This window comes from Desulfobacca acetoxidans DSM 11109 (genome assembly GCF_000195295.1).
GTDB classification, from domain to species: Bacteria; Desulfobacterota; Desulfobaccia; order Desulfobaccales; family Desulfobaccaceae; genus Desulfobacca; species Desulfobacca acetoxidans.
The window spans coordinates 2966925-2990665 of record NC_015388.1 but is presented as its reverse complement, the minus strand read 5'-3'; the positions used below and the strand labels follow the sequence as shown (position 1 = coordinate 2990665).

The following is a 23741-nucleotide window of genomic DNA, read 5'->3' as shown; positions in this document are numbered from 1 at the left end:
TTCACCTGGCGTTGGGGGGGCGAATAACCCCCCCCTGATGAGCATGCGGCAGGAACTACGATTTTCCCTTGCTGGCCTCACTGGCGCCACAGATGCAATCCGCCACGGCCTTGGCAAAACCCTCTTCAACCGTCTCTATAGTCGTAGATCCCCCATAAATCCCGCCCCAAGCAAATCTCTTGGAAGCTTCGTATCTGCATAAGGTTTCGCTAGAGGAGCTGTCGCAGATACTCACGTCGGCGTTGATTTTTATCTGACCCAAGCCCGCCAGCATGGCCCTTGCAAAGGCGTTGCCTTTATCATACTGGGTGATGTTAACGATGGCCCGCAAAGTGGCGGGATCGTCGCCGCCTTCGTTAACACCTTTAAATCTGGTAGGATAATCTCTTTTCACCGCCGCAATAATTTGCATTAAAATTCTTTCTTTTTCGGAGGCGGTTATCTGTATGTTATCGTTGTTTTTAATCTCTATCAGCACCTTTTCATACTTTCCCAGGGAGACATCAGTTTGCAGAGGGGCAACCGCTGAGACCGAACCTTTGCTGCTGGCACAACCGGCACAATAGAGACCGAGAAGAAACAATCCAACCGAAACCGCAACCAACTTAGAACTTTGCTTTTGCATGGCCAACCCTTCCTTTCAAAAAGATGAACGCCAGAACAACCACCAATAACCCCAAAACCAATCCACCGCGATAAATACCGGCCCCAACGGCGAGAACACAGATGATTCCCCAGAAAAGGTTCTTTATGTTTTTTGACATGGATTTTTCCTGCCAGGATGGTCAAAGAGAGGCGCTCGGGTACCTGGATATGAATGCCTGAAGAGGAAGGAAGGCTTTGCGGCTACCATCTTTTTGGCACCTGAGGAAGATTATGGCAAATTGTATTTTACGTAATACTTCAGCTACCTGAGAAAATAGATCAAGGAATGGTGGGCGGTGACCACCCTACAGCACTACAGCGCCGACAGGCCCACCCCTAGGGGAGAATCTTGTATTCGCCCCAAACAACTGAAGTGTTACGATTTTACTACTTATGCAACTTTGCTTTCCACTAACACAATTATAATATATTGTCACTAAAAAAAATGAGGGTTTTCACCCGCATTTTTCACCAGATGTTGAAGTTTTTATCTTTCCATTGCTGGTAGACGGGCTTTCTAGCCTGTGAAACAATCATTTCCTAACTGCGGCGGCATGCGCTGCGCTTTCCCGTCCTACCGGCTATTTTCTATGTAACTATTATTCTTTAAAATCGCCCGCAAACTATGAAAATCATTTGGCGGTGGCACAGGCTTCCAGCCTGTGTAAAAGTTATTTCTTTATTAATCCGAAACTCGGAATTTAAAACTCGAAACTCTTTTCTTGCCAATCTCCTGTGAAGCTTCAAAACGTGATCTTAAGTGCAACGCGGTTTTATCACAAGCCATTATCCATCGGCTTGTTCTCCAGTCTTGGGAGGGTAAACCAAAATGTGCTTCCCTGGCCCGATTGGCTTGAAAGACCTATTTCTCCACCATGGGCTGCAATGATATTTTTGGCCAGGGCCAGACCCAAGCCAACACCTTTCCAGCTACTACCGGAAACCTGAAAATACTTTTCGAAGATCTGGGACTGATATTCCAGCGGAATGCCTTCACCGGTATCTTTTATTTCAATCCGTAGGAACTCTTTTTCAGGAAGGACCCGGATTTCGATGGAGCCGCCGGCTGGCGTATGTCGGATGGCATTAGTGATCAAATTGGCAAAAACCAGTTCCAAACGCTCGGGATCGGCAAAGACCTCTTCATCAAAAGGAGGATAGACGCAGGCCAGATCAAGTCCCTGCTCCTCGGCTAGAAGGCGGTGCTGGTCGATAATGTTCTTGATGATGGAGAAAATCCGGATCACCACCCGCCGCAGTTCAATCTTGCCGGATTGGAGGCGGACCAGATTCAGGATGTCATCCACTAGGTTTTGCAGCCGTTCACAATCCTCCCGGGCAGCATAAATCAGGTCAAGCTGCTTTTCCGTCATCGCACCGGCCAATTGATCCAGCAAAATGTGAATGGCCAGATGTAACGAAGTCAAGGGCGTCCGGAATTCATGGGCAAAAGTAGCGACCAGGCTTTTGCTCATGGCATCCATTTTGCTCTGGGGAGTAACGTCCCGGAGAATCAGACTGACGCTGGCCAAGTTGCCGTTTTGATCATACACCGGTACAGCCAGGGGCAGCACCGAGCGTTCCCCCTCGGGTGCATGTATGTTTACCGCATCTTCCAGGTCCGAAGGCCGATACGCCCCCTTACCGGCCAGCACATATTTTCTGGCCTTCTTGATGGCGGTAGTCAATACGGGTTCCGGATTTTGCCCGGTTTCCTCACAAGAGCCGGATAAAATCGGGCCAAACCACGCTTCGGCAATACGGTTGGCGCCCAGAATTTTTCCCTCCAGGTTGGTAGCCAAAACCGGATCGGGAAGATTGTCGATGGCAGCCTGGGAAGCTTGTTGGGCCTGGAGCAATTCCCCTAAAGAACTCCGGCGATAACGATCCAGGCTGTCGGTCATCGTGTTGAATTCCTGGGCTAACAGGGCAATCTCATCAGACCCCTCAACCCGGGCCCGGACCGCCAGATCACCCTCCTTGATCCGGCGAGCGGTTTGAGTCAGAACCGAAAGGGGTCTGATAATCCTGGTGGTCAATACGCTAGAGGCAAAAATGCCAGCCAGGGCGGCGACCAGGGCGGCGAAGGTAATCAATCTCTCCAGGCGCTGGGAAACCTGGCGCACTTCATCGCTTTTTCTGATCATGGCATCCTGGTTCAGGGAGAGAATATGGTCCGCACCCTCTTTGATGGCAAGAAATTTAGGGAAAAGATCGGAGAAAACACGATCCCTCAAAGCCTCGTTTGACGTTTCCTGGATGAAGTTCTCATAGGCTGTCAAGTAATCCCGCCAGCGGGCGGCCAAGGCGTTAGAGACCTCTCGTTCCCCTTTTTCGGTGATATTCCTTACTTGCACCGCCAATTCTTCTTCAAAAACCTTGCGGTTGCTGAGGGCCAATTGCTTTCCCTGCTCCCGCCGTCCCAAAGCGATAAAGAGAGCGGCTGAATCCATACGCTCGATGGCTTCCTTCATGCGCTGGGCGGCCAGGACGCTCCGATAGTTGTCGTGGAGGATTCTTTCCGAATGGGACCCCAACTGGCCGATGGTGGCGACGGCAACGATGCCCAGCACCAAGAGGGCCAGGGCCAGGGGAACCTGGGCTAACAGGAGTTTGGTTTTCAGGAGCATGCCGTCTTACTCCTCCTCTTCGAAAGAGATAACATGGACATCAAACCCCGCAGCCTCATCGATGATCCGGTGAGACACGGAACGGCCCAGGAGTTTTCGCCACCAGGGTTGCTGGGAGCGGCCGATGACAATGTGGCCGACGCCATGGGAACGGGCAAAGTCGAGGATGGCCGGAACCGGGTCCTTGGCCTGGAGGCGGATAACCTCGGCGCCCAATTCCCGGGCCTTTTGAAAGTTTTCCAAAAGATGGCGTTGGGTTTCGGCTTCGATCTGGGTTGGGGCTTCGCCTGGGGTTTCCACATACACCACAAACCAATGGGTATTGAGACGACCGGCCATGCGGGAGCCTTTCCGGAGAAGCGTTTTGGCCCGGGGAGAGGCCGAAGCCATGCAGACCATGACCCGTCCCAAGGTCCTAAGGGAGACTCTGTCTTGAAGTTTCAATTCCTCAGGACCGGAGGGCTGCCGCCGGCCCAGGCTCTCGGCCACCTCCAGGAGCGCCAGTTCCCGCAACGTAGAGAGGTTGGCGATCCGGAAAAAATGCTCCAAGGCCCAGGGAATCTTGTCCCGGGTGTAGATTTTACCGCTCTTCAGGCGTTCCATGAGGTCGTCCACCGACAGATCCACGGTGACCACCTGATCGGCTTCCTTAACAAAGGTATCGGGGATAGTTTCCCGGACCACCACCCCGGTTACTCGTTCGATGAGGTCGTTGAGACTCTCCAGGTGTTGGATATTAAAAGCGCAAATGACGTTGATGCCTGCCTCGGTAATTTCCAGAATATCCTGATAGCGTTTCCGGTGGCGGCACAAGGGTACATTGGTATGCGCCACCTCGTCCACGATGGCAATTTCCGGGCGCCGGGCCAAGACCGCGTCCAGGTCCATCTCTTCCACCGTGATGCCCCGATAGACAAACTGCTTCCGGGGAATGACCTCGAGATCGCCGATCAACTCTGCGGTTTCCGCCCGGCCATGGGGCTCGATGTAGGCCAGGACCACATCCACGCCGCGCAGCTTCAGGGCATGGGCCTCTTTGAGCATGCGCACGGTCTTGCCCACGCCGGCGGCAAAGCCGAGGTAGATTTTCAGCCGGCCGCGCTTGGCGCGTTCCAGCAGGTCCAGGAAGTCTTGGGCGCGGTTGGTAGTGGGGTTCATAGTTTAAACCAAGTCAAGGCCTGCCAAACTGCCGATCCAGGGCCAGGTTCAAAAGAAGAACATTTACCCGGGGTTCTCCCAGAACTCCCAGGGTCCTCCCTTCCAGATTTGCTTTCACCACGGTGGTGAGACGCTCCGGGGCCACTCCCCGGGCTTTGGCCACCCGAGGCACCTGCCACAACGCTCCTGCCAAGGAGAGGTGCGGGTCCAGGCCGCTGGCGGAGGCCGTCACCAGTTCTGCCGGGACCGGAAAGTCGGCTTCGGGATTGTTTTTCTTTAAATCTTCTAAGACATTTATAGCACGATCCCGCAGCTTCTGGGAAGTGGGGCCTAAATTGGAGCCACCCGAAGCGGTTGGGATATACGCATGCCCTCAGGCGGCAGTGCGGGGGGAACTATCCATAAATATTGGAAGCTTCTCCTCACTGCTGGGGTATGTTATTTAAATCAGGAGCATTTTAATAGTATTAAAGCCTGACTTGGACCCCGAGTTCCACCACGCGGTCGGATGGGATGCCGAAATATATGGTAACGTTCCAGGAGTTCCTGGAAAGGAAGGCGAACAGTCCTTTGCGCCAGCTAGACATGCCGCCATCCCCGTTGGTGATCAGGGTTTCCCGGCCCACGTAAAAAGTGGTGGAAAACTCGTCCAGTTCCAGGCCCTGTTCAGTGGCGATCTCCATGATTTTCGACATGTTGGGGGTCTCCATGAAGCCGTAGGTTGCTATCACCCGGTAGAAATCCTGGCCCAAGGCGGTGATGACCAGCCGCTCTTGCCGGGAGACGAAAGGTGTATTGGCGGAAACGATGGACATCAAGACCACCTTCTGGGGCAGGGCTTCGATGTGTTTCAGAAGGTGCAGTAGGGTAATGGGGACCCCCACGGGGGAAATGGAGAGAAAGGCGCCGGTCCTGGGGGTGCGGACCAGTTTGTAGGTCTTGATGTCTCTCAAGATAACCTCCACGGGAACCCTGGCGTCCTCATAGCGCTTAGCCAGGAGACTCCGGCCGTCCCGCCAGGTAATCATCACAATGGCCAGCAGTACCGCCACAGATACGGTAAACCAGCCGCCATCCACAAACTTCAGCATGTTGGCGCCGAAATAGGCGAGATCGAAAAAGATGAAAACCCCCACGGGGAGGAGTACTTTCCACCGTGGCCAGTTCCAGTTATAACGGGCCACATAATAGTAGATAACGGTGGTGATGCCCATGGTGCCCGTGACGGCGATGCCGTAGGCCGCCGCCAAACGGCTCGATTCCTGGAAAGCGATCGCCAGCCCCAAACAGCCGATCAACATCCCGGTGTTTACCCACGGCATATAAATCTGCCCCTTGGTCTCCCCAGAGGTGTGGACAATATGGAGCCTGGGTAAATAACCGATCTGGATGGCCTGCTGGGTGAGGGAATAGACTCCGGAAATCATGGCCTGGGAGGCGATGACGGTGGACGCCGTGGCCAGAACTACCATGGGATACAACAGGAACCGGGGGACCAACTCATAGAAAGGATGGTAAGTTGCTTGGGGGTTTTCCAGGAGCAGGGCGCACTGCCCCAAATAGTTGAGCACGAGCGCCGGAAAGACAATGGTCAGCCAGGAAAGTTGGATGGGCCCCCGGCCAAAGTGTCCCAGATCGGCATACAAGGCTTCACCTCCGGTGATGACCAACACCACAGCTCCCAATACCACCATGCCGTGCAACTGGTTGGCGGCAAAAAAGGCCACCGCATGGCCGGGGTTCAGGGCTACCAAGACCTCGGGGCGCCTGAGTATCTGCATCAGACCTAAACTCGCCAGGGAAAAGAACCACAGCAGCATGGTGAGTCCGAATACCTTGCCCAAGCGCGCCGTCCCCTGCCGCTGGATCATAAATAGGCCGATCAGGATAGCGCAGGTGATGGGCAAGACATAAGCTTCGAACGCCGTGGTGGCGACGTTTAACCCTTCCACCGCCGAAAGCACGGAGATGACCGGAGTGATAAGGCCGTCGCCATAGAGCAGGGCTGCCCCGAAAATGGCCAGCAGGGAAAGATATTTGACCGTTTTTAGTGAAACCAGCTTGCCCCCTTTTCGCAAAAACAGGGCGGTCAGGGCATAGATGCCGCCTTCACCTTCATTGTCAGCTTTAAGAATAAAGGTTACATACTTGATGGTTACCACAATGGTCAGTGACCAGAAAATCAGGGACATGACGCCTAGGATGTTGGCTCGGGTAACTTCTATGGCATGGAAGCCGTGAAAGCATTCCTTGATGGCATACAGAGGGCTGGTGCCGATGTCGCCGTAAACTACCCCCAGGGCCCCTAACGCCATGACGAGAGTTTTACGCCGGTCTCGCTTTTCAAGTTGAATGTCAGGTAGACGCCCGGCCGATGTGGCGGAATGGGGGGACTGCGAGGGCTTCTCGTCGTCACGGAAAGCAATACTCATGAGAACAATTCCTTAAAAATGCTCCGGCCACAGCAGCGCATAAAGCAAATATATGAGGAGCATCAGGGAAATAAGGCTGCCGATAAGATATTCCCATGTCATGTTGTTCTCCTACAACCTCTCAGCCAGCAGCACATACCCCCACGAGAGAATCAAGAAGATAAAAATTCCACCGAAAACAGCTAAGTCTAGCATAGCTTTCCCTTTTATTTGCAATTCGATTCCATAAACCCTTAAAACAGCTATTAGTAATAGTGCAAAGATTAGACCGGGAACGAAAAGAAGAATAGAAAAGTTATTTCAATAGATTACAAATAGAAAGTCGGAGGCGAGAATTGCAAAATGCAAGATTTCCCGGAGAGGATATTGCAATATGCGGTAGTTGGGCGGTAAAAGACTCTAATCGAACTTGGACGTTTAGCTTTCTTCGTCGTATTTTTTCCGTCTGCGCCAGAGGGTGGAGGAATCGATGCCGAGAATGTGAGCTGCTTCCTCTAACGTGGTGGTCCGCGCCAGGACTCGGAGGATATGCTCCCGATCGATACGTTCCAGGGTATAATCACCGCCCAAAACCGGCGCCGCCGATATTTGGGAGGCAATGTTCTCTGGGAAAGCCCCCGGCTCAATGACTTGGGAAGGCCAGAGGATCATGGCCCGCTCCATGACATTGCGCAGTTCCCGAATATTTCCCGGCCAGGAGTAAGAAAGAAGGGCGTTCAGGGCTGAAGAAGAAAGTTCGGGGGTAGGTCGCCTAGTCTGGCGGGCAAAAAAATCCAGGAACCGTCGGGCCAGCATCGGGATGTCCTCCCGGCGCTCTCTAAGCGGCGGGATACTGATTTGTACGGCGTTCAGGCGAAAAAACAAGTCTTCCCGGAACCGGCCAGCCTTGACTTCTTCTTCCAGATTCCGATTGGTGGCCGCCACCACCCGCACATCTACCCGGCGAGTGCGATTTTCCCCCAGTCGTTCGAACTGCTTTTCTTGGAGCATCCGTAGGAGCTTGGCTTGTAAACCTAAAGAGATCTCACTCACTTCATCCAGAAATAAGGTTCCCCCGTGCGCGGCTTCCAACCGCCCTTCCCGGTCCCGAGTGGCGCCAGTAAAAGCCCCTTTTACATGACCAAACAACTCACTGGCCAGGAGCTCCTCGGAAAGGGTAGGACAACTGACCAGCACAAAGGGACCTCCGGCGCGCCGGCTTTGGGTGTGCAGCCAGCGGGCGATAACTCCTTTGCCGGTGCCGTTCTCGCCCAGAAGCAGCACCGAAATCTCGGTCGGCGCCACCTTCTCCACCAGGTCCAGCGTCGCCTGCATCTTGACGGATGCCGTTGCCAAGATCACCTCCGGGACGGCTTCACGGAGATGCGCCTGGAGCTCTTCCACCTGACGATAGAGATTGAGACGTTCGGCCAGCCCATCTACCACGTGCTTGATCTGAGCCGGTGACAGCGGTTTGGGAAGATAGTCCCTCGCTCCCCGTTTGATGGCTGCCACGGCGGTATCAATGGTGGCGTAGGCGGTAATCATCACTACGGCTAGACGAGGGTTGACTGACAGGAGTTTAGGAAGAAGTTCCAGGCCGCTGATCTCCCTGAGCCGGAGATCCAGAAAGGCAAGATCAAAAGGCTGGCTCTCCAGGGCGGAAAGAGCCGCGCCAGCCGTAGCCACCGTCAAGACCCGGCAGCCCATCCCTTCCAGATAAGCCGCGAGCGCCACGCGGATGTTCTTTTCATCATCGATAACCAGGACTTGAAGCGGGTGAACACTGGGGGGCTTGATCGAATATGACGTATCCATGGATATTCTTTTAATTTTTCGATTCTCCCGGCCAAAATGCGTCTTCCAACCATTTCGACTGGCGGATACAATCCAAAGCGGCCACTTAAAGAGAAAGCGTTGCCGAATACTTTATCATAAAAAAGTGGCCGGTTAAGTCAAGGGTGAAGTAATCTTTCTAATTCCAGGCGATAAGAGTCGTAGACGAGTTGATCTGGTGCAACAATTTATTTAGTTTTTCTTCTCCATGCCGGGAATTACCCTGCTGAACCGCGACCAGAGAGCGCAACGTGTCAAGAGCCTTTCCTGCGGCCAAGGTCTGCCGGGCCTGTTCCACCGCAGCAGGCCAGGATGGAGCCAGATTCAACAGATAGAGCACTGCGGCGGCGTTGGCGGCCAGAAAGTCGGCGGCGGCACCATTGGTTCCGGCGCTTAACACCTTGAGGAGAGCCAGGGCATTCTGGTAAGTATCACCTTGGGCAGCAATTTTTTCATAAGGATATCGCCGCAGACCCAGGTCTTCGGGTTCGAGGACATATTCGGTTATTTGATCATGGCGCAGCTCTACTACCAGCGTAGGACCGCAGACCGAGACTTCATCCATCCCCTGATCCGGCTCATGCTGATCGCTCTGGCCGTAGAGGCCCAAGGCCCCCGCTAAGCCGATCTCCCGGCAGATATTGACCAATTGACGCGCCAAATCAGCGCTATAGGCCCCGATCACCAGGTAGCGGGTAGGGCGGCAGGGTAGGAGGAGCGGACAGGCCAGATTGAAGATGGTCCGAAAACGCATCACCGCGATCAAACGTCCCCATCCGGAGCGCAGGAACCTTTCGCCGGGGATGTAACAGAGGCGGTGGGCTGTCAGGGCTTGGGCCGCCTGAGACAAAGGGGCCTTGAGGTCGACTCCGAAGGTCTCAAAGATATCGGAGGCGCCGCTGACACCGGTGGCGGCCCGGGCCCCCTTTTTGGCCACATAGGCTCCGGCCGCCGCCGCCAGGATGGCGGCGCCGCTGGAGGCATTGAGGGTCTTGAGATAATCCGAGCCGGTGCCAACGATATCGGCGCAGGGACCTGGGAGGGGAGGATCGATGGTTTCCACGTCATAATCCATCTGGGCCTCCCAGGCACCGGCAATTTCGTCCAGGGTAGGAGATTTTGCCATGTGCGCCGCCAGAAAAGCTCCCTGTTGCAGGTCTGGCTGCTCGGCCAGGAGAATCTGGCGGTAAAGCTCTTTGGTCTCTTCCCGGCTCAGGTGTTGGCCCTGGGCCAGCTCGGTAATGGCCCGGCCAAAGCGGCGTAGCTCTAATTCATCATAATTCTTGGGATTATTCATAAAATAACTCCGAGTCAGGTACATTCGATGACCACTTTTAGCCCCCGGCGGCTCTGCACGAGCTCGAACCCCTCCTCCACCCGGTTTAGAGGAAGGCGGTGGGTAATCAGACGATCAACGCGGATGCGTCCCTTGGCCATGAGTTCCAGGGCCAGGGCGTTCTGCCGGGAGGTGCAGCCGTAGGCGCCTACCAGAGAAGCTTCCAGATAATGCAACCGGTTGAGGTTTACCGGATGAGTTTCTACCTCCTTGGGCAGACCCGAGTAAAGACACAGACGGCCTCGTTTCGCCAGTACCGCCAAACCCCAGTCAAAAGCCTCCAAAGAGCCACAGGCTGGAATCACCACCTCCACTCCCTTGCCGGCCGTGGTCTCCAAAATGGCGGTTACCGGATCTTCCTGGAAAATGTCCAACAATAGATCGGCCCCGGCTTGGACTGCATCCTGCAAGCGTCCGGGATCATTTTCTACCAGGATTATCCGGGAAGCTCCCCGCAACCGCGCCACCTGGACCTGCAGCCAGCCCTGGGGACCGGCCCCCCAAATGGCAACCTGGTCCCCCATGCCAACCCTGGCCAGTTCCTGGGCGTTCAGGCAGCAGGCCAAGGGCTCGGCCAGGGCGGCAAGGTCAAAGGCTAGAGCGTCAGGCAGGTGCGATACCGCCCCCTGGTGCACACCGGCGGCGGGAACGGCGACGAACTCGGCCAAACCGCCGTCGTGGTGAAAACCGATAATCTGCATAGCCTGGCACATGTTCGGAGCGCCCTGTAGACACCAGCGGCAGCGGCCACAGGGCAATCCCGGAGCCACCTGCACCCGGTCACCCACCTGAAAGTCAGATAAATCATCGGAAACGGCGGCAATTTCTCCGGCGAGCTCATGCCCCAGGATGCGAGGCAACAGCAGGTCACGATGTCCCCGCTGCCACATCTTGACGTCGGTGGCGCAGAGCGAGCAGGCGCGCACTTGTATGAGGAGACCGCCGCTCGGGCAGAGAGGGCGAGAGACCTCGGTGATCGCTAAATCTTTGGGTCCCCGGAGGACCGCTGCTAACATCTGATCAGCCATTTTTCCACCTGTAGCGTTTGCCAAATCTTTTCCTATTTTATTGTCTTGACTTAGCGGTTACCCGCCCATCATGAGTAATGACTTCCCGGTAGCACCGGCTTTCCAGCCTGTGCTGCGAACAATTGCTAACTACGGCGGTACGGCGCTACGGCACTGCAGTACCGGCAGGCCCATCGGTAGGGGCGAATCTTGTATTCGCCTTATGCAACTTAGACCGGTTGGGCACCATAAAAAAAGCCCCTGGCGCGTCTGGCCAGGGGCGGTTGTTGCCATAAACCTGCCCTGAGGATCGACCTGCTCGTCTTCTGGCTTCCGGATCAACCTCCCCCGGCCCTTCCCGCCTGAGTGGGCTCAGACAGTGGTTCTGCCGGTTTTGTCCCCGGTTACAGCGGCGGGACCGCCCCGGATTCACACCGGGTTCCGTAGTTGGCGGCAGCCAACCCGCAGATCAACTCTACTGTTATGATACCTTATTATCACGACATCTGTCCTCCGTCAAGTCTGGTTTAATAAGGCTGAACAATAAAATTTATTGACGCAGAGAGGTCATTCCATTACATTTATAGTTCAAAAAAATGCTATCCAATAACCCGCATATAAACCACCCCCACTTAGGGGAGCAATACGCCCTTCTCACCGATCTCTATGAGCTGACCATGGCAGCCAGCTATCTGGAGGAGGAAATGCATGAGGAGGCGACTTTTAGCCTCTTCATCCGCAAGTATCCCCCGGATCGGGGCTATTTTGTGGCCGCCGGGTTGGAGGAGGCGCTTAATTATCTGGCAACCCTGCGCTTTGGCGAAGACGATCTGGCCTATCTGGATTCAACCCGCCTGTTTAAAATCGCCTTTCTGGATTACTTAAAAACGGTGCGATTTACCGGGGAGGTCTGGGCCCTGCCGGAAGGGAGCATCTTTTTCAAGGATGAACCGATCCTGGAGGTAACCGGGCCTATTATCGAAGCGCAGTTAGTCGAGTCCTTTCTCATCAACGCCATCAATCTGCAAACTATGATCGCCACCAAGGCGGCCCGCTCTACGGTAGCGGCCGGGGGGCGGCGGCTGGTGGATTTTTCCCTGCGCCGCACGCAAGGAACGGATGCGGGGCTCAAAGTTGCCCGGGCCAGCTACCTGGGCGGCTTTGTCGGGACGAGCAATGTCCTGGCCGGCAAGCTCTACGGTCTGCCTATCTTCGGTACCATGGCTCACTCCTATGTGACCAGTTTCAAAAGCGAGATTGAGTCTTTTCGGGCTTTTGCGCGGGCCTTTCCCCACAACACGGTGCTGCTGATCGACACCTACGACACCATCGCCGGGGCCAAGAAGGCCATTCAGGTAGGCCTGGAAATGGCGGCCCGGGGCGAGAGACTGCGCGGGGTACGGTTGGACAGCGGCGATATGGCGGCTTTGAGCATTGAGGTCCGCCGCCTGCTGAACGAGGCCGGCCTCGACTACGTTACCATCTTTGCCAGCGGCGGCTTCGATGAATTCAAGATCACCCGTACCCTGGAAGCTGGCGGGGTTATCGACGCCTACGGTGTCGGTACCAAGATGGGGGTTGCCGCAGACGCCCCTTATTTTGATATTGCCTACAAGCTGGTGAAATATGGCGATAAACCGGTGATGAAACTGTCTACCGGCAAAGTCACCTACGTTGATAAAAAACAGCTCTTCCGTTTTTATGAGCACCAAGGGCAGATGGCAGAGGACGTCATCGGACTGCGGGAAGAATCTTTTTCCCAAGCCAAGCCGCTGTTGCAGCCGGTGATGACCCAGGGACGGCCGCTGGCACCCCTGCCGCCGCTGAGCGCCTCTCGGGAATTATTTTTACGTGAATTTGAGCAGTTGCCGACACAGTACAAAATCCTTCAAGATCCACCTAACTATCCGGTGCGGATCAGCGCCGGACTACAACATTTACAGGAGCGGGTGGAGGATAACATCCGTCGGCAGGAATTAGGGGTGAGGGAATAGGGAAGAGGAGATATCTGAAGTTGGTTTGGATTCCTTCATATTCCTAGTTGAAACTTGAAACTCGAAACTTCATATGGGTCTAACCGAAACATTACTACACTATATCACGGAGCTCATCTCTTTTTTGGGTTATACCGGCGTCTTTGTCCTGATGGCCCTCGAGAGCATGATCGCTCCGGTTCCCAGCGAAATGGTCATGCCATTCGCCGGATTTTTGATTTACACCGGCGAATTTACCCTGTTAGGGGTGATGGCGGCAAGCACTCTGGGATCTATCATAGGTTCGCTGGCGTCGTATTGGATGGGACGCAAAGGCGAGATTGTGGTTCTGCGTTTTGGCCGTTATCTCATGCTGAATCCGCACCACCTGGAATGGACCGAGGCATTTTTCCGCCGCTACGGCAGCCGGACCATTTTCATCTCCCGTTTCATTCCCATCGTCCGCCACCTGATCTCTATCCCGGCGGGTTTGGGGAAGATGAACCTAACGCCATTTCTGGTTTACACTACCATTGGGGCCGCCATCTGGAATATGTTTCTGGCCTATCTGGGGTTGAAATTAAAGGAACATTGGGAGATCATTCATCATTATTCTCACACCCTGGACATTGTCGTAGTGGCGGCGGGCGTCGTTGGGGCGGCGGCCTATGTCTTCTGGTGGCGACGGCGGGTCAAGAACCGCAAAGCGATTGAACCCAACCCGATGGCCCAATAATGGGAGCGGGATAGGTATCGCTTTCCGGTATCGCGGCCCTGGGAGTAAGACCCCTCCAGCCGTTCAGTGAAGGGGAATCGATTTTTAATCGGACCGGCGCTGGCATCTTTTAGAGGCTGGCAGTCCTATCAGTCTTTTTCCCTTTCATCGAAGCGTTCATCAAAGACCTTCATGGCGCAGAATCGGCCGCACATAGTACATTGATCATCCTTGGCGCGGCTGGACAGACGATATTGCCTGGCTTTGTCGGGATTGACTGAGAGGCCGATCTGGGTTTCCCAATCCAGGGCGCGGCGGGCTTGGGAGATTTTCAGGTCCCAGTCTGCGGCGCCGGGCAGCCCCCGGGCAATATCGGCAGCGTGAGCGGCAATCCGGGAGGCGATGACGCCGTCGATGACGTCCTGAACCTCGGGCAGTTTGAGGTGTTCAGCGGGGGTGACATAGCAGAGAAAGGCAGCCCCCAGGCTGGCGGCCAAAGTTCCGCCAATAGCTCCGGCGATGTGGTCATATCCGGCAGCAACATCGGTGACCAGCGGTCCCAGGACATAGAAGGGGGCGCCATGGCAGTACTTCTGCTGCAGGCGGATGTTTTTTTTGATAAGGTGTAAGGGGACGTGTCCGGGACCTTCGATGATCACCTGGACTCCGGCGGCCCAAGCCCGCTGGGTCAACTGACCCAACACTCTCAACTCGTGGAACTGGGCCCTGTCGTTGGCGTCGGCCAGACATCCGGGCCGCAAGCCGTCCCCCAGACTGAGGGTGACGTCATAGGTGCGGGCGATGTCCAGAAGTTCATCAAACCGCTCGAAGAGCGGGTTTTCCCGGCCGAACCGGCGCATCCAGGCGACCAGGAAGGCGCCGCCGCGGGAGACTACGCCAGTAACCCGATTTTTCAGCAATGGCAGGGCCTTGCGGGTGACGCCACAATGAACTGTAACAAAATCAACCCCCTGCTGGGCCTGAAGTCGGACGGCCTCGAGAAGGTGGTCGGCGGTAATATCGTCCAGTCGTTTGGCCTCGGCCATGACCTGGTATACCGGCACCGTGCCGAAAGGCAACGGGCACTCGCTTAACAGGGTCGTGCGGATAGCATTCAGGTCGCCGCCGGTGGACAGGTCCATCACTGTATGGGCGCCGTAACGGATGGCGGCGGCCAGTTTTTCTCTCTCTTTGGCCAGACTGATGTCGTGGGGCGAGGCGCCGAGGTTGGCATTGATCTTCACCCGGACGCCGGTGCCGATGGCAATGGGGTCCAGATTGTGGTGGCCCACATTAGCCGGAATGGCGAGGGTTCCTTGGGCCAAGCCGGTTCGGATGAATTCCGGCGGCATTCCCTCTTTCTGAGCTGCGGCTATCATTGCCGGCGTCAAATGGCCGGCCAGGGCTGTTTCCCTTTGGGTCATATCATCTCCGAATAATCAATTTCTTAAGTTTTCTAGGGACCCGCGATTTTATTGCGGAGCGTTTTTATTCCTTCCTGAAAACTTAATATTGTTTATATTTTATCAGATGCTAAGGCAAAAAAAAAGCACCTAGGCGATTCCTAGAACCAACGATGAGCGGTGGGAGCGGGTGGTGAGCAGTTGCCCCAGTTCTGCGTTCATGCTTCGTTGTGTTCCTCAACTTATGGAGACTTTTGCCAAATAGCTTTTTAGTCATCCTGAACGAAGTACAGGATCTTAAGTCTATAAAACCATTAGATTCTTCGCTGCACTCAGAATGACCATAACCCCATAACCAGAGTTTTGCAAGAATCTCATATGGATATGATAATCTCTTCTCAAAATTCGGAACTCGGAACTTCCGGGTAGCAGGTTTTTCTCTGTAAGGAGAGAGATATTGTTTTTCTTAGAGAAAATAGCTGAAAACCGTATCTTGGAGGCCATCCAAGAGGGGGTTTTTAACAATCTGGTGGGCAAGGGGCGGCCCTTGAAATTAGAGGACGACAGCCAGATTCCGGCAGAGCTGCGGATGCCTTACAAGATATTGAAGATGGCGGACTGCCTGCCCCCTGAGCTGCAATTGCAGAAAGAGATACTTACTTTGCAGGACATGATGGCCAACATGCCCGATGAGAAGGAGAAATTAAATCAGATGCGGCGGTTGAATTTCCTTACCATGAAGTTGAACCTGATCCGGAAAACGTCTCCCCTATTAGAGGAGCATGGCATTTATACGGAAAAAATCCTGGCAAAATTAGAGCGCCTGCCCCAGGGCAAGAAGCTTCTTTAATTTCATCTGAATTTTCATGTTCCAAGGAGCACAACGAAGCATGAAAACTAAGCCGTGGCAGCTGTTCACAATAATGCTTTTTCTGCTCACCGCTCACCGCCCACTGTTCACTGTTTTCATATGAAACTACGTCATCCCTTATGGCTGCGGCTCGTGCCACCTATTGCGAGAGCAGTCATGATGAGCATCTTCGGTAGTTGTTCTCACATTATAATCAACCCGAAAGCGGAAGCCGAACTCGAAGCCCAAGGCCACCCGATACTCTATACCTGTTGGCACGGCCAGCTTGCCTATGTATTTTACCATTTTCGAGATCGGCCCCGAAAGATAGTGCTGCTGGCCAGCCCCAGTTATGACGGCGAGCTGGTGGGCCGCATCGCCGAGAGGTTTGGGGCCATGATTCTCTCAGGCTCCCGCAATAAAGGTGGCCTGGCGGCCTTGAAAAAGATGGCCGGTCTCATACGCCGGGGACAGTCTGGCGGCATTATCGCCGATGGCTCCCGCGGACCCTGTCACCGGGTACAAAAGGGGGTAGCGGTGTTGGGCCGGGAGGCTGGGGTTCCTGTCCTGCCGGTAGCCGTGGCCAGCGAAAGGAAAACTGTTCTAAACACCTGGGATCGATTTGAGCTGATATGGCCGTTCAGTCGGGTAGCGCTTTTATTCGGAGAGCCAGTGTGGGTTCCTCCGGATGCGCGGGGCAAGGCCTTGGAAGGATTCCGGTTAGAATTAGAGAAACGACTCAACCGCCTTTTTGACCGCAGCCGAAATTTCCGCTTCTAATCCAAGAAATTATTTCAAAAAAAATTTCTTTAAGCCTATATTCGAATTGCCTTTTGCAAGAAGCAGATATAAACTTAACTGGTAAAGTTGAGACTAAAGGGAATTATTTATGCGTTTTGAAGAACTTGATGCAGATAAAATACAGCGGTTGGGGTCAGAAGAACAGTGGCTGGCGGCGCAGGAGTTGGTCCGCCAAAAACAGGTACATTTCCGTTTTCGAACCCCCGACCGTCTGGAGGCGGCGGTTCAGAATAATGAGAATTGGTGTACTGCCGCCGTGTCAATTATCGATGGAGGGTTACAGAGCACCTGCACCTGCCAGCATGAAGGCGAGGGTTGGTGTGTCTGCGCCTTGGCAGTGTTGGCGGCCTGGCTTGACAAGCCGGAGAGTTTTTTAGATCGAACCGCTTTAAGAGACCAGTTGAAACAGTATTCCAAAAGTGAACTGATCAAGATAATTTTGGAGTTAGCTGATAAGGTATTGGAATCCAGGGAGCTTCTTAAAGAGGAAAGCCCGGATCTGGATACCATCTTGGAGAGCATCGATTCTATTATCGGCCAGGTCGGACCGACTGGCGCCGCGGAGACCGGTGAGCTGGAAGAAAAGCTTCGCCTGGCGCAGGAGAAAGCAGACCGCTTGGCTCAGATGGGCCGGTTATCCGAAGCCCGGGCGACGTATTTCTATCTCTTGGACAATGTCTTCGGTTTAGAAGAAGATTTGGGCAAGCCGGGATTGTTTTCCGAAGAATTGAAGCAGGAGTTGTATGAAGAATACTGCCAACTGATTCATGAGGATCGCCATCTGGATAGGACCTTGGTCCAGCAGGAGATCGAGCAACTTGAAAGCCGGGCCGCCTTCTCCCAGAGCCAGTTGAATTTCGCCGATCTGAAGAAAAATTTTATCGGAGAAGGGGAGTAAAGTCTCGGTTTGCTTCTGCGGCTAGAGATGCGTCATCAGGCTGGGGCCTACTCTGCTCCAGCCTTTTGTATGAAAACAGTCCTCTTAAAGGCGGCGGGCGCAACCCGCCCTATGAGTAAATTGCCAATAAATTATCGATCATGGGATAAGGCGGCCCCTGGCCGTTGCTTAGGTTTAACATGGTCGATGAGAAAAAATTCTGTATGAAAACAGTGAGCGGTGAGCAAAAAGCATTATTGTGAGCAGCCGCCGCGATTCTGTTTTTATGCTTCGTTGTGATCACCGGAACATGACAATTTATATGGTATCGTTGTTTCCCGGAGTTGCGGCGGATGACTCGGCAATCGGCAGGGCTGCATTCGATGGAGGTGTTTGACTTCTGATGAGGATTGTCTTGCGATAGATCTCCAATACCGACAACAGGAAAGAGAGAATCAACGGTCCCAGAATAAAACCGATCATGCCGAAATAGGTGATGCCCCCCATTATGGCGAATAAGGTAAAAATAGTGGGGGTCTGACGCGCCCCCTTCATAAGATACGGTTTGACCAGGTTATCAATAGAGCCGATAAAGACCCCACCCCATAAAACCATTCCTAAGCTTTGCCAGATATGACCCTGAAAAAACAGGAAGAGCGCGGCCGGCAACCAGATAATAGCCGCGCCGATCACCGGTATTACCGAAGCCGGAATCATGACGGTTCCCCAAAAAGCGGCCCGGGGTACCCCGAAACAGAAGAAGCCCAGGCCCCCCAGGATTCCTTGAATAATTGCTACAATAACCGTCCCCCGGATAGTGGCCCTGATAGTATTCTCGACGTCGCCTAAAATCTCATCATTATGCGCCTGATCCAACGGCGACAACCGCTTGATCTCATCGATGAAATCGTCTCCTTCCAGGAAACAGAAGAAAGTGATAAAGAGGATCAACAGCAGGCTGAAGAGGAAAGTGGTAAAGCCTTTGACCAGACCGATGCTGTTGTTATAAATGAATTGGCTGGCGCTGATCAGGGCGGTACGGATGACTTCTTCAATTTTGAGATTTTCTAAATTTACCGGGAGGTTTAGATGCTTGGCATAGTCTTCCAAAAAGGCCAATTTTTTGGTCAGAACCTGCCATAAGGTCCCGCTGTGCAGGCCGGCGCTGATAAGGTTATACAAATCCAGCGCCTGGCTGGCGATGATGCCGGCCAACATGAGAATGGGCAGGATGATGAAGAGGGCCAATAGGAGACAGGTCAAAGCCGAACTGATGCCGCGCCAGCCGCGGCAGAACCCGAGGATTGCCTGGTAGAGCGGTTTACTGATAAAAAAGAGGACCAAAGCCAGAAAAATCTCCACCAGGTAGGGCTTTACGATCAGATAGGAAAAATACAGGATAACAACGGTGAGCACCCCGAAGAAGGTCTTGGCGAACTGGCTGGGGAAATTATCACCCATGGGAGGAGATGGTGATGGCTGCTGGGGGGAGACAGTCGAAATCACAGCCTCTTCTTTTTCCGGCTGCGAAGTGTTATCCATCGGCATAAGCGGTGAACCTGAGTTCCGAGTACTGGCTAGTTAAGTTGTTGTTTTCTGATTTCCGGTTGAAATGATTAATAGCGCAGACCTCCGGGTCTGCGTTATGAGGAGAACCTGATACGAGCAGACTTGGAGTTTTGGGCCTCTCAAGCAGAAATTATTATATGAAAACAGTGCTCTTAAAGACGGCGGGCGCGGCCCGCCCTATGAGTAAATTGCCGATAAATTGTCGATAATGGGATAGGACGGCCCCTGGCCGCCGATTAGGTTTAACATGGTTGTTGAGAAAAAATTTATCTAAAAACAGCGAGCGGTGAGCCGAAAAAACATTATTGGGAGCAGCTCACGATTCTGTTTTCATGCTTCGTGGTGATTTTTAAACATGATGACTTTTTGGGTGAGTCCGGACCCCCTGAAAAATCTTATTCGGTTACCAGCAGCGGCGGCCGGCTGAAAAATGGCAGGGAGAGCAATTTGCGAGGTTTATGAGTTTTGGCGATTTCAAGGGGTGTGGCCAAGACCGGACTTGCCGCTGGCTGGCGGAATCGGGCCAGATTAACAGGTTCGCCGCAGTAATCCTGCATAACCAAGCTGACGAAATTTTGGGTCTCGGCAAACGGCGGCAACCCCTGGTATTGGTCCACCCGCTCCGGACCGGCATTGTAGGCTGCCAGGGCGAGGACGACGTTCTGGTTGAAGCGGTTCAGGCAGAGCTTCAGAAAGCGGATGCCACCCGTAAGATTCTGTTCGATATTAAACGGGTCCTCCACTCCGAGTTGGGCTGCGGTCTCAGGCATGAGCTGCATCAACCCCATGGCGCCCTTAGGAGATACTGCCAGAGAGTTAAACCCCGACTCCCGGCGAATGACAGCCAATACCAGGAGAGGATCGACCCCCTGGCGACCGGCAAGCTTCTGGACTAACTTCGCCAGATGAGACTTGTTGACCACATTTTTTATCGCCGAACCATCTAAACTCAAGGGCAGCATTGCCTCCGGGGGAAGCCAGAGGCGCGTGTGGTTCTGATAGATATAGATCCGCACCTGAGTGGCCAAAAGCTCTGGAACAGGGTCGGTGGTGGCTCTCAACGCCAGCATTTGGCCGCCGGTTGGACCTGTCAACCCCGACTGCCCCTCTCCGGCCAAAACTGGGCTCTCAGATAGACAGAAACACAATAATATGAAATAGATCATATGGTGTTTCAATATTAATGCCTTAGAATATAGAAATAATCTGCCGGGCGGCAAAGCGCGGCGCCTTCCGCCCCTCGTGTTAACAAGCAATAATAATAAGTTATACAGCAGAAAGATATCGCCACGCAGGAATGATGCTTTTCAAGTTCTCCATTGTCCGCTGTAGGGGCGAACCTTGTGTTCGCCCGCCCTGGTGTCGAATAAAAGATTCGTCTCCCCCAGTGTTCAGCAACCGTAGGGGGGTGAATACAAGATTCACCCCACCATTGATCGGCGGCCGAAGGGGGATGAATACAAGATTCACCCCTACAATAAAATCGACGTCTTAAGAATAAAAAAACCCATTGTCCGCTGTAGGGGCGAACCTTGTGTTCGCCCGCCCTGGTGTCGAATAAAAGATTCGTCCCCCCAGTGTTCAGCAACCGAAGGGTGATGAATACAAGATTCACCCCACCATTGATCGGCGGCCGAAGGGGGGTGAATACAAGATTCACCCCTACAATAAATCGACGTTTTAAAAATAAAAAAACCCATTGTCCGCTGTAGGGGCGAACCTTGTGTTCGCCCGCCCTGGTGTCGAATAAAAGATTCGTCCCCCCAGTGTTCAGCAACCGAAGGGTGATGAATACAAGATTCACCCCACCATTGATCGGCGGCCGAAGGGGGGTGAATACAAGATTCACCCCTACAATAAAATCGACGTCTTAAGAATAAAAAAACCCATTGTCCGCTGTAGGGGCGAACCTTGTGTTCGCCCGCCCTGGGTGTCGAATAAAAGATTCGTCCCCCCAGTGTTCAGCAACCGTAGGGTGATGAATACAAGATTCACCCCACCATTGATCGGCGGCCGTAGGGGGATGAATACAAGATTCACCCCTACAATAAAATCGACGTCTTAAGAATAAAAAAACCCATTGTCCGCTGTAGGGGCGAACCTTGTGTTCGCCCGCCCTGATGTCGAATAAAAGATTCGTCCCCCCAGTGTTCAACAACCGAAGGGTGATGAATACAAGATTCACCCCACCATTGATCGGCGGCCGTAGGGGGATGAATACAAGATTCACCCGACCATTGATCGGCGGCCGAAGGGGGATGAATACAAGATTCACCCCTACAATAAAATCGACGTCTTAAAAATAAAAAAACCCATTGTCCGCTGTAGGGGCGAACCTTGTGTTCGCCCGCCCTGATGTCGAATAAAAGATTCGTCTCCCCCAGTGTTCAGCAACCGTAGGGGGGTGAATACAAGATTCACCCCACCATTGATCGGCGGCCGAAGGGGGGTGAATACAAGATTCACCCCACCATTGATCGGCGGCCGAAGGGGGGTGAATACAAGATTCACCCCACCATTGATCGGCGGCCGTAGGGGGATGAATACAAGATTCACCCCTACAATAAAATCGACGTCTTAAAAATAAAAAAACAGCCCGGGTAGTGAGAAAATATCATTTGCACAGGCTGGAAACCTGCGCTACCAATAATCCTTTTTATTGTTTGCGGGTGTGTGGTGTTTTTGGAAAAATGACGATAGCATCTTCAGTATACTAGAGAGCGGAATTATTTCAAGTTATTTTACCTGCTGGCCGACATTAAAGATTATATTCAATCCTGTCTTTTTGGCGATTTTTTTGTTGACAAAATCAGGGCATTGCCCTATATTAGCGCTAAGCAATGAATATATCTAATCATAGTGATTATGAGGGAGAAGGGGGGGATAAGAAAAACGTAAAGCGAATCAAGTGCTTGACGGAAGCGAAGGTGTGCTAACCTGAAAGGGGAAAAGGTTAACCTTTAACAATTAAGGGGGGAATGATGAAAAAGAGAATGTTTATAGCCCTGATGGTGGCGGTGGGGATGATGTTGCCCCTGTCCGCTTTTGGGGCGGCGGATTTCACCCTGGGCGGCTACATCAAGATGGAGACCATCTGGGACTCCACCCAGGTAAATAAAAACCTGCTGCAGTTTATTTCCCGCAACAATGACGCCAACTTCCAGCACGGCCGCCTGAAGTTCACCGCCGAAAACACCCGGATGAACTTCACTATCAAGGGGCCGAAGCTGTGGGGCGCGACGACCACCGGCTTTATCGAGTGGGATTTCGACAATCATTCTAATGAATATATCATGACTGGAACTCCCGGCGGCGGTTGGGCTTCACCCCACAAGGCCCGCATCGGCCTGCGGCATGCCATGTTCCGGTTGAACTGGCCGGAAACCGAATTGATGATGGGTCAGTACTGGTCGCTGCTCACCGAAGAAGTGCCGGAGACGGCCAACTTCGGCGCCTGCACCACCGCCGGTCAGCCCTTCTTGCGGGAGCCGCAGATCCGCATCAGCCAGATGTTTGGCATTGGACCCGGCAAAATGACCGCCTCCTTCGCTCTGGCCCAACCCACCAACGGCCTCTGGGGTTTACAGGTAAACGGCACCCAGGCTGGCACAAACCCGTATAGTTGTGAATCTTCCGAAACTCCTAAGATCGTGGCCCGCGTGAAATATGATGCTGATCTTTGGGGCAAGGCCGCCTTCTGGGGTGCCCCGCGGCCCTTCTCGGTGCGCGTCGGCGGCGCCTGGTGGCGGGAACGTTTCCGCAGATTCGCTGCTGACCCGGCTGCAGCTGCAAATGGGCAGGTATTCGGCAATAACAATTTTACCGCAGCCTATGTCTCATCCAGAGACCAGCAGTATCTCAATCATTGGTTGGTGGAAGGTAGCGTCTTCATTCCGGTTATTCCGACTACCACCAAAAATCTGGCCGGAACCGCCTCCTTGCTGACCCAATGGTGGGTAGGCGCGGGGTTGGACGGCTACTTTGAAGATTTTGCTACCACAGCCTCATACTTGAATTATGTTTCCGGGGCCGGCGTTGCCGCTAATCCTCTCATCGGCGATCGGCAGCTCGTGCAGCGGTTTGGTGGTTATGTCCAGGCTCAGTACTATTTTACCAACCAGTGGTATACGAACATAGTCTGGGGTATCAACCGGGCTTTCGGAGTTGATCAGGACCGCTGGATCGGTGACACCACCGCCAACGACCCGGTCAAGACCAACCAGCACTATTATGCCACCCTGTGGTATCAGCCCATCAAGGCCTTGAAGTTCGGTCTGGAATATACTTACGTCCGCACCGATTACTTCCAGAAAAGGACTACTAACAGCCAAATCTCTGATTACGGCGAAAACCACCGGATGATGTTCTGCGGCTTCTTCTATTTCTAAGCCGTTGCTGACAAAGTTGAAAAAAAGCCCTGGGGGGACACCCTGCAGGGCTTTTTTTTATAAAAAAAGGTTGTTAACTTTTGGTTAAAAGTATGTTAAGATGCGTTTACGTTTACCGTTGCCATGGCGCTCAAATGGCAAC

The 23741-nt window shown here is 53.5% G+C and carries 18 protein-coding genes, 1 pseudogene and 1 riboswitch; of the genes and pseudogenes, 6 read left to right on the top strand and 13 right to left on the bottom strand.

The features are described from left to right. Positions 1–55: 55 nt before the first annotated feature. The 10 genes and pseudogenes from DESAC_RS13475 to DESAC_RS13435 all read right to left on the bottom strand — a co-directional run bounded on the left by DESAC_RS13475 (position 56) and on the right by DESAC_RS13435 (position 11044). Complete coding sequence (locus DESAC_RS13475) at positions 56–625, bottom strand: DUF4410 domain-containing protein (RefSeq protein ID WP_013707631.1); 570 nt, start codon at positions 623–625, stop codon at positions 56–58. Then, complete coding sequence (locus tag DESAC_RS16345) at positions 606–764, bottom strand: hypothetical protein (protein WP_169311548.1); 159 nt, start codon at positions 762–764, stop codon at positions 606–608. The genes DESAC_RS13475 and DESAC_RS16345 overlap by 20 nt, the downstream gene beginning before the upstream one ends. Positions 765–1421: 657 nt before the next feature. Then, complete coding sequence (locus tag DESAC_RS13470; protein ID WP_013707630.1) at positions 1422–3275, bottom strand: ATP-binding protein; 1854 nt, start codon at positions 3273–3275, stop codon at positions 1422–1424. A gap of 6 nt (positions 3276–3281) precedes the next feature. Continuing rightward, positions 3282–4433 (bottom strand): sensor protein KdpD, encoded by a 1152-nt coding sequence (locus tag DESAC_RS13465; protein ID WP_013707629.1) that lies wholly within the window; start codon positions 4431–4433, stop codon positions 3282–3284. 13 nt (positions 4434–4446) lie between these two features. Further along, positions 4447–4791: pseudogene (locus DESAC_RS15920) on the bottom strand (potassium-transporting ATPase subunit C); the annotation flags it as partial. Between the two features lie 109 nt (positions 4792–4900). Next, positions 4901–6865, bottom strand: coding sequence for a potassium transporter Kup (locus DESAC_RS13455; RefSeq protein WP_013707628.1), 1965 nt, complete (start codon positions 6863–6865; stop codon positions 4901–4903). Positions 6866–6877: 12 nt separating this feature from the next. Beyond that, positions 6878–6967, bottom strand: coding sequence for a K(+)-transporting ATPase subunit F (kdpF, locus tag DESAC_RS17055; RefSeq protein ID WP_041283993.1), 90 nt, complete (start codon positions 6965–6967; stop codon positions 6878–6880). Between the two features lie 315 nt (positions 6968–7282). Further along, positions 7283–8662, bottom strand: coding sequence for a sigma-54-dependent transcriptional regulator (locus DESAC_RS13445; RefSeq protein WP_013707627.1), 1380 nt, complete (start codon positions 8660–8662; stop codon positions 7283–7285). 157 nt (positions 8663–8819) lie between these two features. Then, positions 8820–9977 (bottom strand): anthranilate phosphoribosyltransferase, encoded by a 1158-nt coding sequence (gene trpD, locus DESAC_RS13440; protein WP_013707626.1) that lies wholly within the window; start codon positions 9975–9977, stop codon positions 8820–8822. Between the two features lie 14 nt (positions 9978–9991). Further along, positions 9992–11044 (bottom strand): zinc-dependent dehydrogenase, encoded by a 1053-nt coding sequence (locus DESAC_RS13435; RefSeq protein ID WP_013707625.1) that lies wholly within the window; start codon positions 11042–11044, stop codon positions 9992–9994. Positions 11045–11322: 278 nt separating this feature from the next. After that, positions 11323–11508, bottom strand: a riboswitch (cobalamin riboswitch). Between the two features lie 111 nt (positions 11509–11619). On the opposite strand from DESAC_RS13435, the gene DESAC_RS13430 reads away from it, so the two are divergent. Continuing rightward, positions 11620–13017: a nicotinate phosphoribosyltransferase gene (locus DESAC_RS13430; protein WP_013707624.1), complete on the top strand. Its 1398-nt coding sequence runs from the start codon at positions 11620–11622 to the stop codon at positions 13015–13017. 73 nt (positions 13018–13090) lie between these two features. After that, positions 13091–13732, top strand: coding sequence for a DedA family protein (locus DESAC_RS13425; protein WP_013707623.1), 642 nt, complete (start codon positions 13091–13093; stop codon positions 13730–13732). A 128-nt stretch (positions 13733–13860) separates the two neighbouring features. Here the strand turns inward: DESAC_RS13425 and thiC are convergent, their stop codons facing one another. Further along, a complete protein-coding gene (thiC, locus tag DESAC_RS13420; protein ID WP_013707622.1) occupies positions 13861–15135 on the bottom strand; it encodes a phosphomethylpyrimidine synthase ThiC in 1275 nt (424 codons plus the stop codon). Between the two features lie 436 nt (positions 15136–15571). On the opposite strand from thiC, the gene DESAC_RS13415 reads away from it, so the two are divergent. The 3 genes from DESAC_RS13415 (at position 15572) to DESAC_RS13405 (ending at position 17663) form a co-directional block, all read left to right on the top strand. Beyond that, positions 15572–15964: a DnaJ family domain-containing protein gene (locus DESAC_RS13415; RefSeq protein ID WP_013707621.1), complete on the top strand. Its 393-nt coding sequence runs from the start codon at positions 15572–15574 to the stop codon at positions 15962–15964. A gap of 120 nt (positions 15965–16084) precedes the next feature. Then, the gene (locus DESAC_RS13410; protein ID WP_083800301.1) at positions 16085–16744 is read left to right on the top strand and encodes a lysophospholipid acyltransferase family protein; all 660 of its coding nucleotides are present in this window, start codon (positions 16085–16087) and stop codon (positions 16742–16744) included. Between the two features lie 109 nt (positions 16745–16853). Then, positions 16854–17663, top strand: coding sequence for an SWIM zinc finger family protein (locus tag DESAC_RS13405; protein WP_013707619.1), 810 nt, complete (start codon positions 16854–16856; stop codon positions 17661–17663). A 297-nt stretch (positions 17664–17960) separates the two neighbouring features. Here DESAC_RS13405 and DESAC_RS13400 read toward each other — a convergent pair whose 3' ends face one another. Further along, entirely contained in the window at positions 17961–19190 is a 1230-nt protein-coding gene (locus tag DESAC_RS13400) for an AI-2E family transporter (protein WP_013707618.1), read from the bottom strand. A gap of 416 nt (positions 19191–19606) precedes the next feature. Then, entirely contained in the window at positions 19607–20281 is a 675-nt protein-coding gene (locus tag DESAC_RS15465; protein WP_169311547.1) for a lytic transglycosylase domain-containing protein, read from the bottom strand. A gap of 1911 nt (positions 20282–22192) precedes the next feature. Between DESAC_RS15465 and DESAC_RS13390 the strand changes: the two genes are divergently transcribed. Beyond that, the gene (locus DESAC_RS13390) at positions 22193–23599 is read left to right on the top strand and encodes a hypothetical protein (protein ID WP_013707615.1); all 1407 of its coding nucleotides are present in this window, start codon (positions 22193–22195) and stop codon (positions 23597–23599) included. Positions 23600–23741: the final 142 nt, after the last annotated feature.

Coding starts and splice junctions, on each gene's coding strand:
- DESAC_RS13475 (WP_013707631.1), bottom strand. CDS start 625: ATGCAAAAGCAAAGTTCTAAGTTGGTTGCGGTTTCGGTTGGATTGTTT.
- DESAC_RS16345 (WP_169311548.1), bottom strand. CDS start 764: ATGTCAAAAAACATAAAGAACCTTTTCTGGGGAATCATCTGTGTTCTC.
- DESAC_RS13470 (WP_013707630.1), bottom strand. CDS start 3,275: ATGCTCCTGAAAACCAAACTCCTGTTAGCCCAGGTTCCCCTGGCCCTG.
- DESAC_RS13465 (WP_013707629.1), bottom strand. CDS start 4,433: ATGAACCCCACTACCAACCGCGCCCAAGACTTCCTGGACCTGCTGGAA.
- DESAC_RS13455 (WP_013707628.1), bottom strand. CDS start 6,865: ATGAGTATTGCTTTCCGTGACGACGAGAAGCCCTCGCAGTCCCCCCAT.
- kdpF (WP_041283993.1), bottom strand. CDS start 6,967: ATGACATGGGAATATCTTATCGGCAGCCTTATTTCCCTGATGCTCCTC.
- DESAC_RS13445 (WP_013707627.1), bottom strand. CDS start 8,662: ATGGATACGTCATATTCGATCAAGCCCCCCAGTGTTCACCCGCTTCAA.
- trpD (WP_013707626.1), bottom strand. CDS start 9,977: ATGAATAATCCCAAGAATTATGATGAATTAGAGCTACGCCGCTTTGGC.
- DESAC_RS13435 (WP_013707625.1), bottom strand. CDS start 11,044: ATGGCTGATCAGATGTTAGCAGCGGTCCTCCGGGGACCCAAAGATTTA.
- DESAC_RS13430 (WP_013707624.1), top strand. CDS start 11,620: ATGCTATCCAATAACCCGCATATAAACCACCCCCACTTAGGGGAGCAA.
- DESAC_RS13425 (WP_013707623.1), top strand. CDS start 13,091: ATGGGTCTAACCGAAACATTACTACACTATATCACGGAGCTCATCTCT.
- thiC (WP_013707622.1), bottom strand. CDS start 15,135: ATGACCCAAAGGGAAACAGCCCTGGCCGGCCATTTGACGCCGGCAATG.
- DESAC_RS13410 (WP_083800301.1), top strand. CDS start 16,085: ATGAAACTACGTCATCCCTTATGGCTGCGGCTCGTGCCACCTATTGCG.
- DESAC_RS13405 (WP_013707619.1), top strand. CDS start 16,854: ATGCGTTTTGAAGAACTTGATGCAGATAAAATACAGCGGTTGGGGTCA.
- DESAC_RS13400 (WP_013707618.1), bottom strand. CDS start 19,190: ATGCCGATGGATAACACTTCGCAGCCGGAAAAAGAAGAGGCTGTGATT.
- DESAC_RS15465 (WP_169311547.1), bottom strand. CDS start 20,281: ATGCTGGCGTTGAGAGCCACCACCGACCCTGTTCCAGAGCTTTTGGCC.
- DESAC_RS13390 (WP_013707615.1), top strand. CDS start 22,193: ATGAAAAAGAGAATGTTTATAGCCCTGATGGTGGCGGTGGGGATGATG.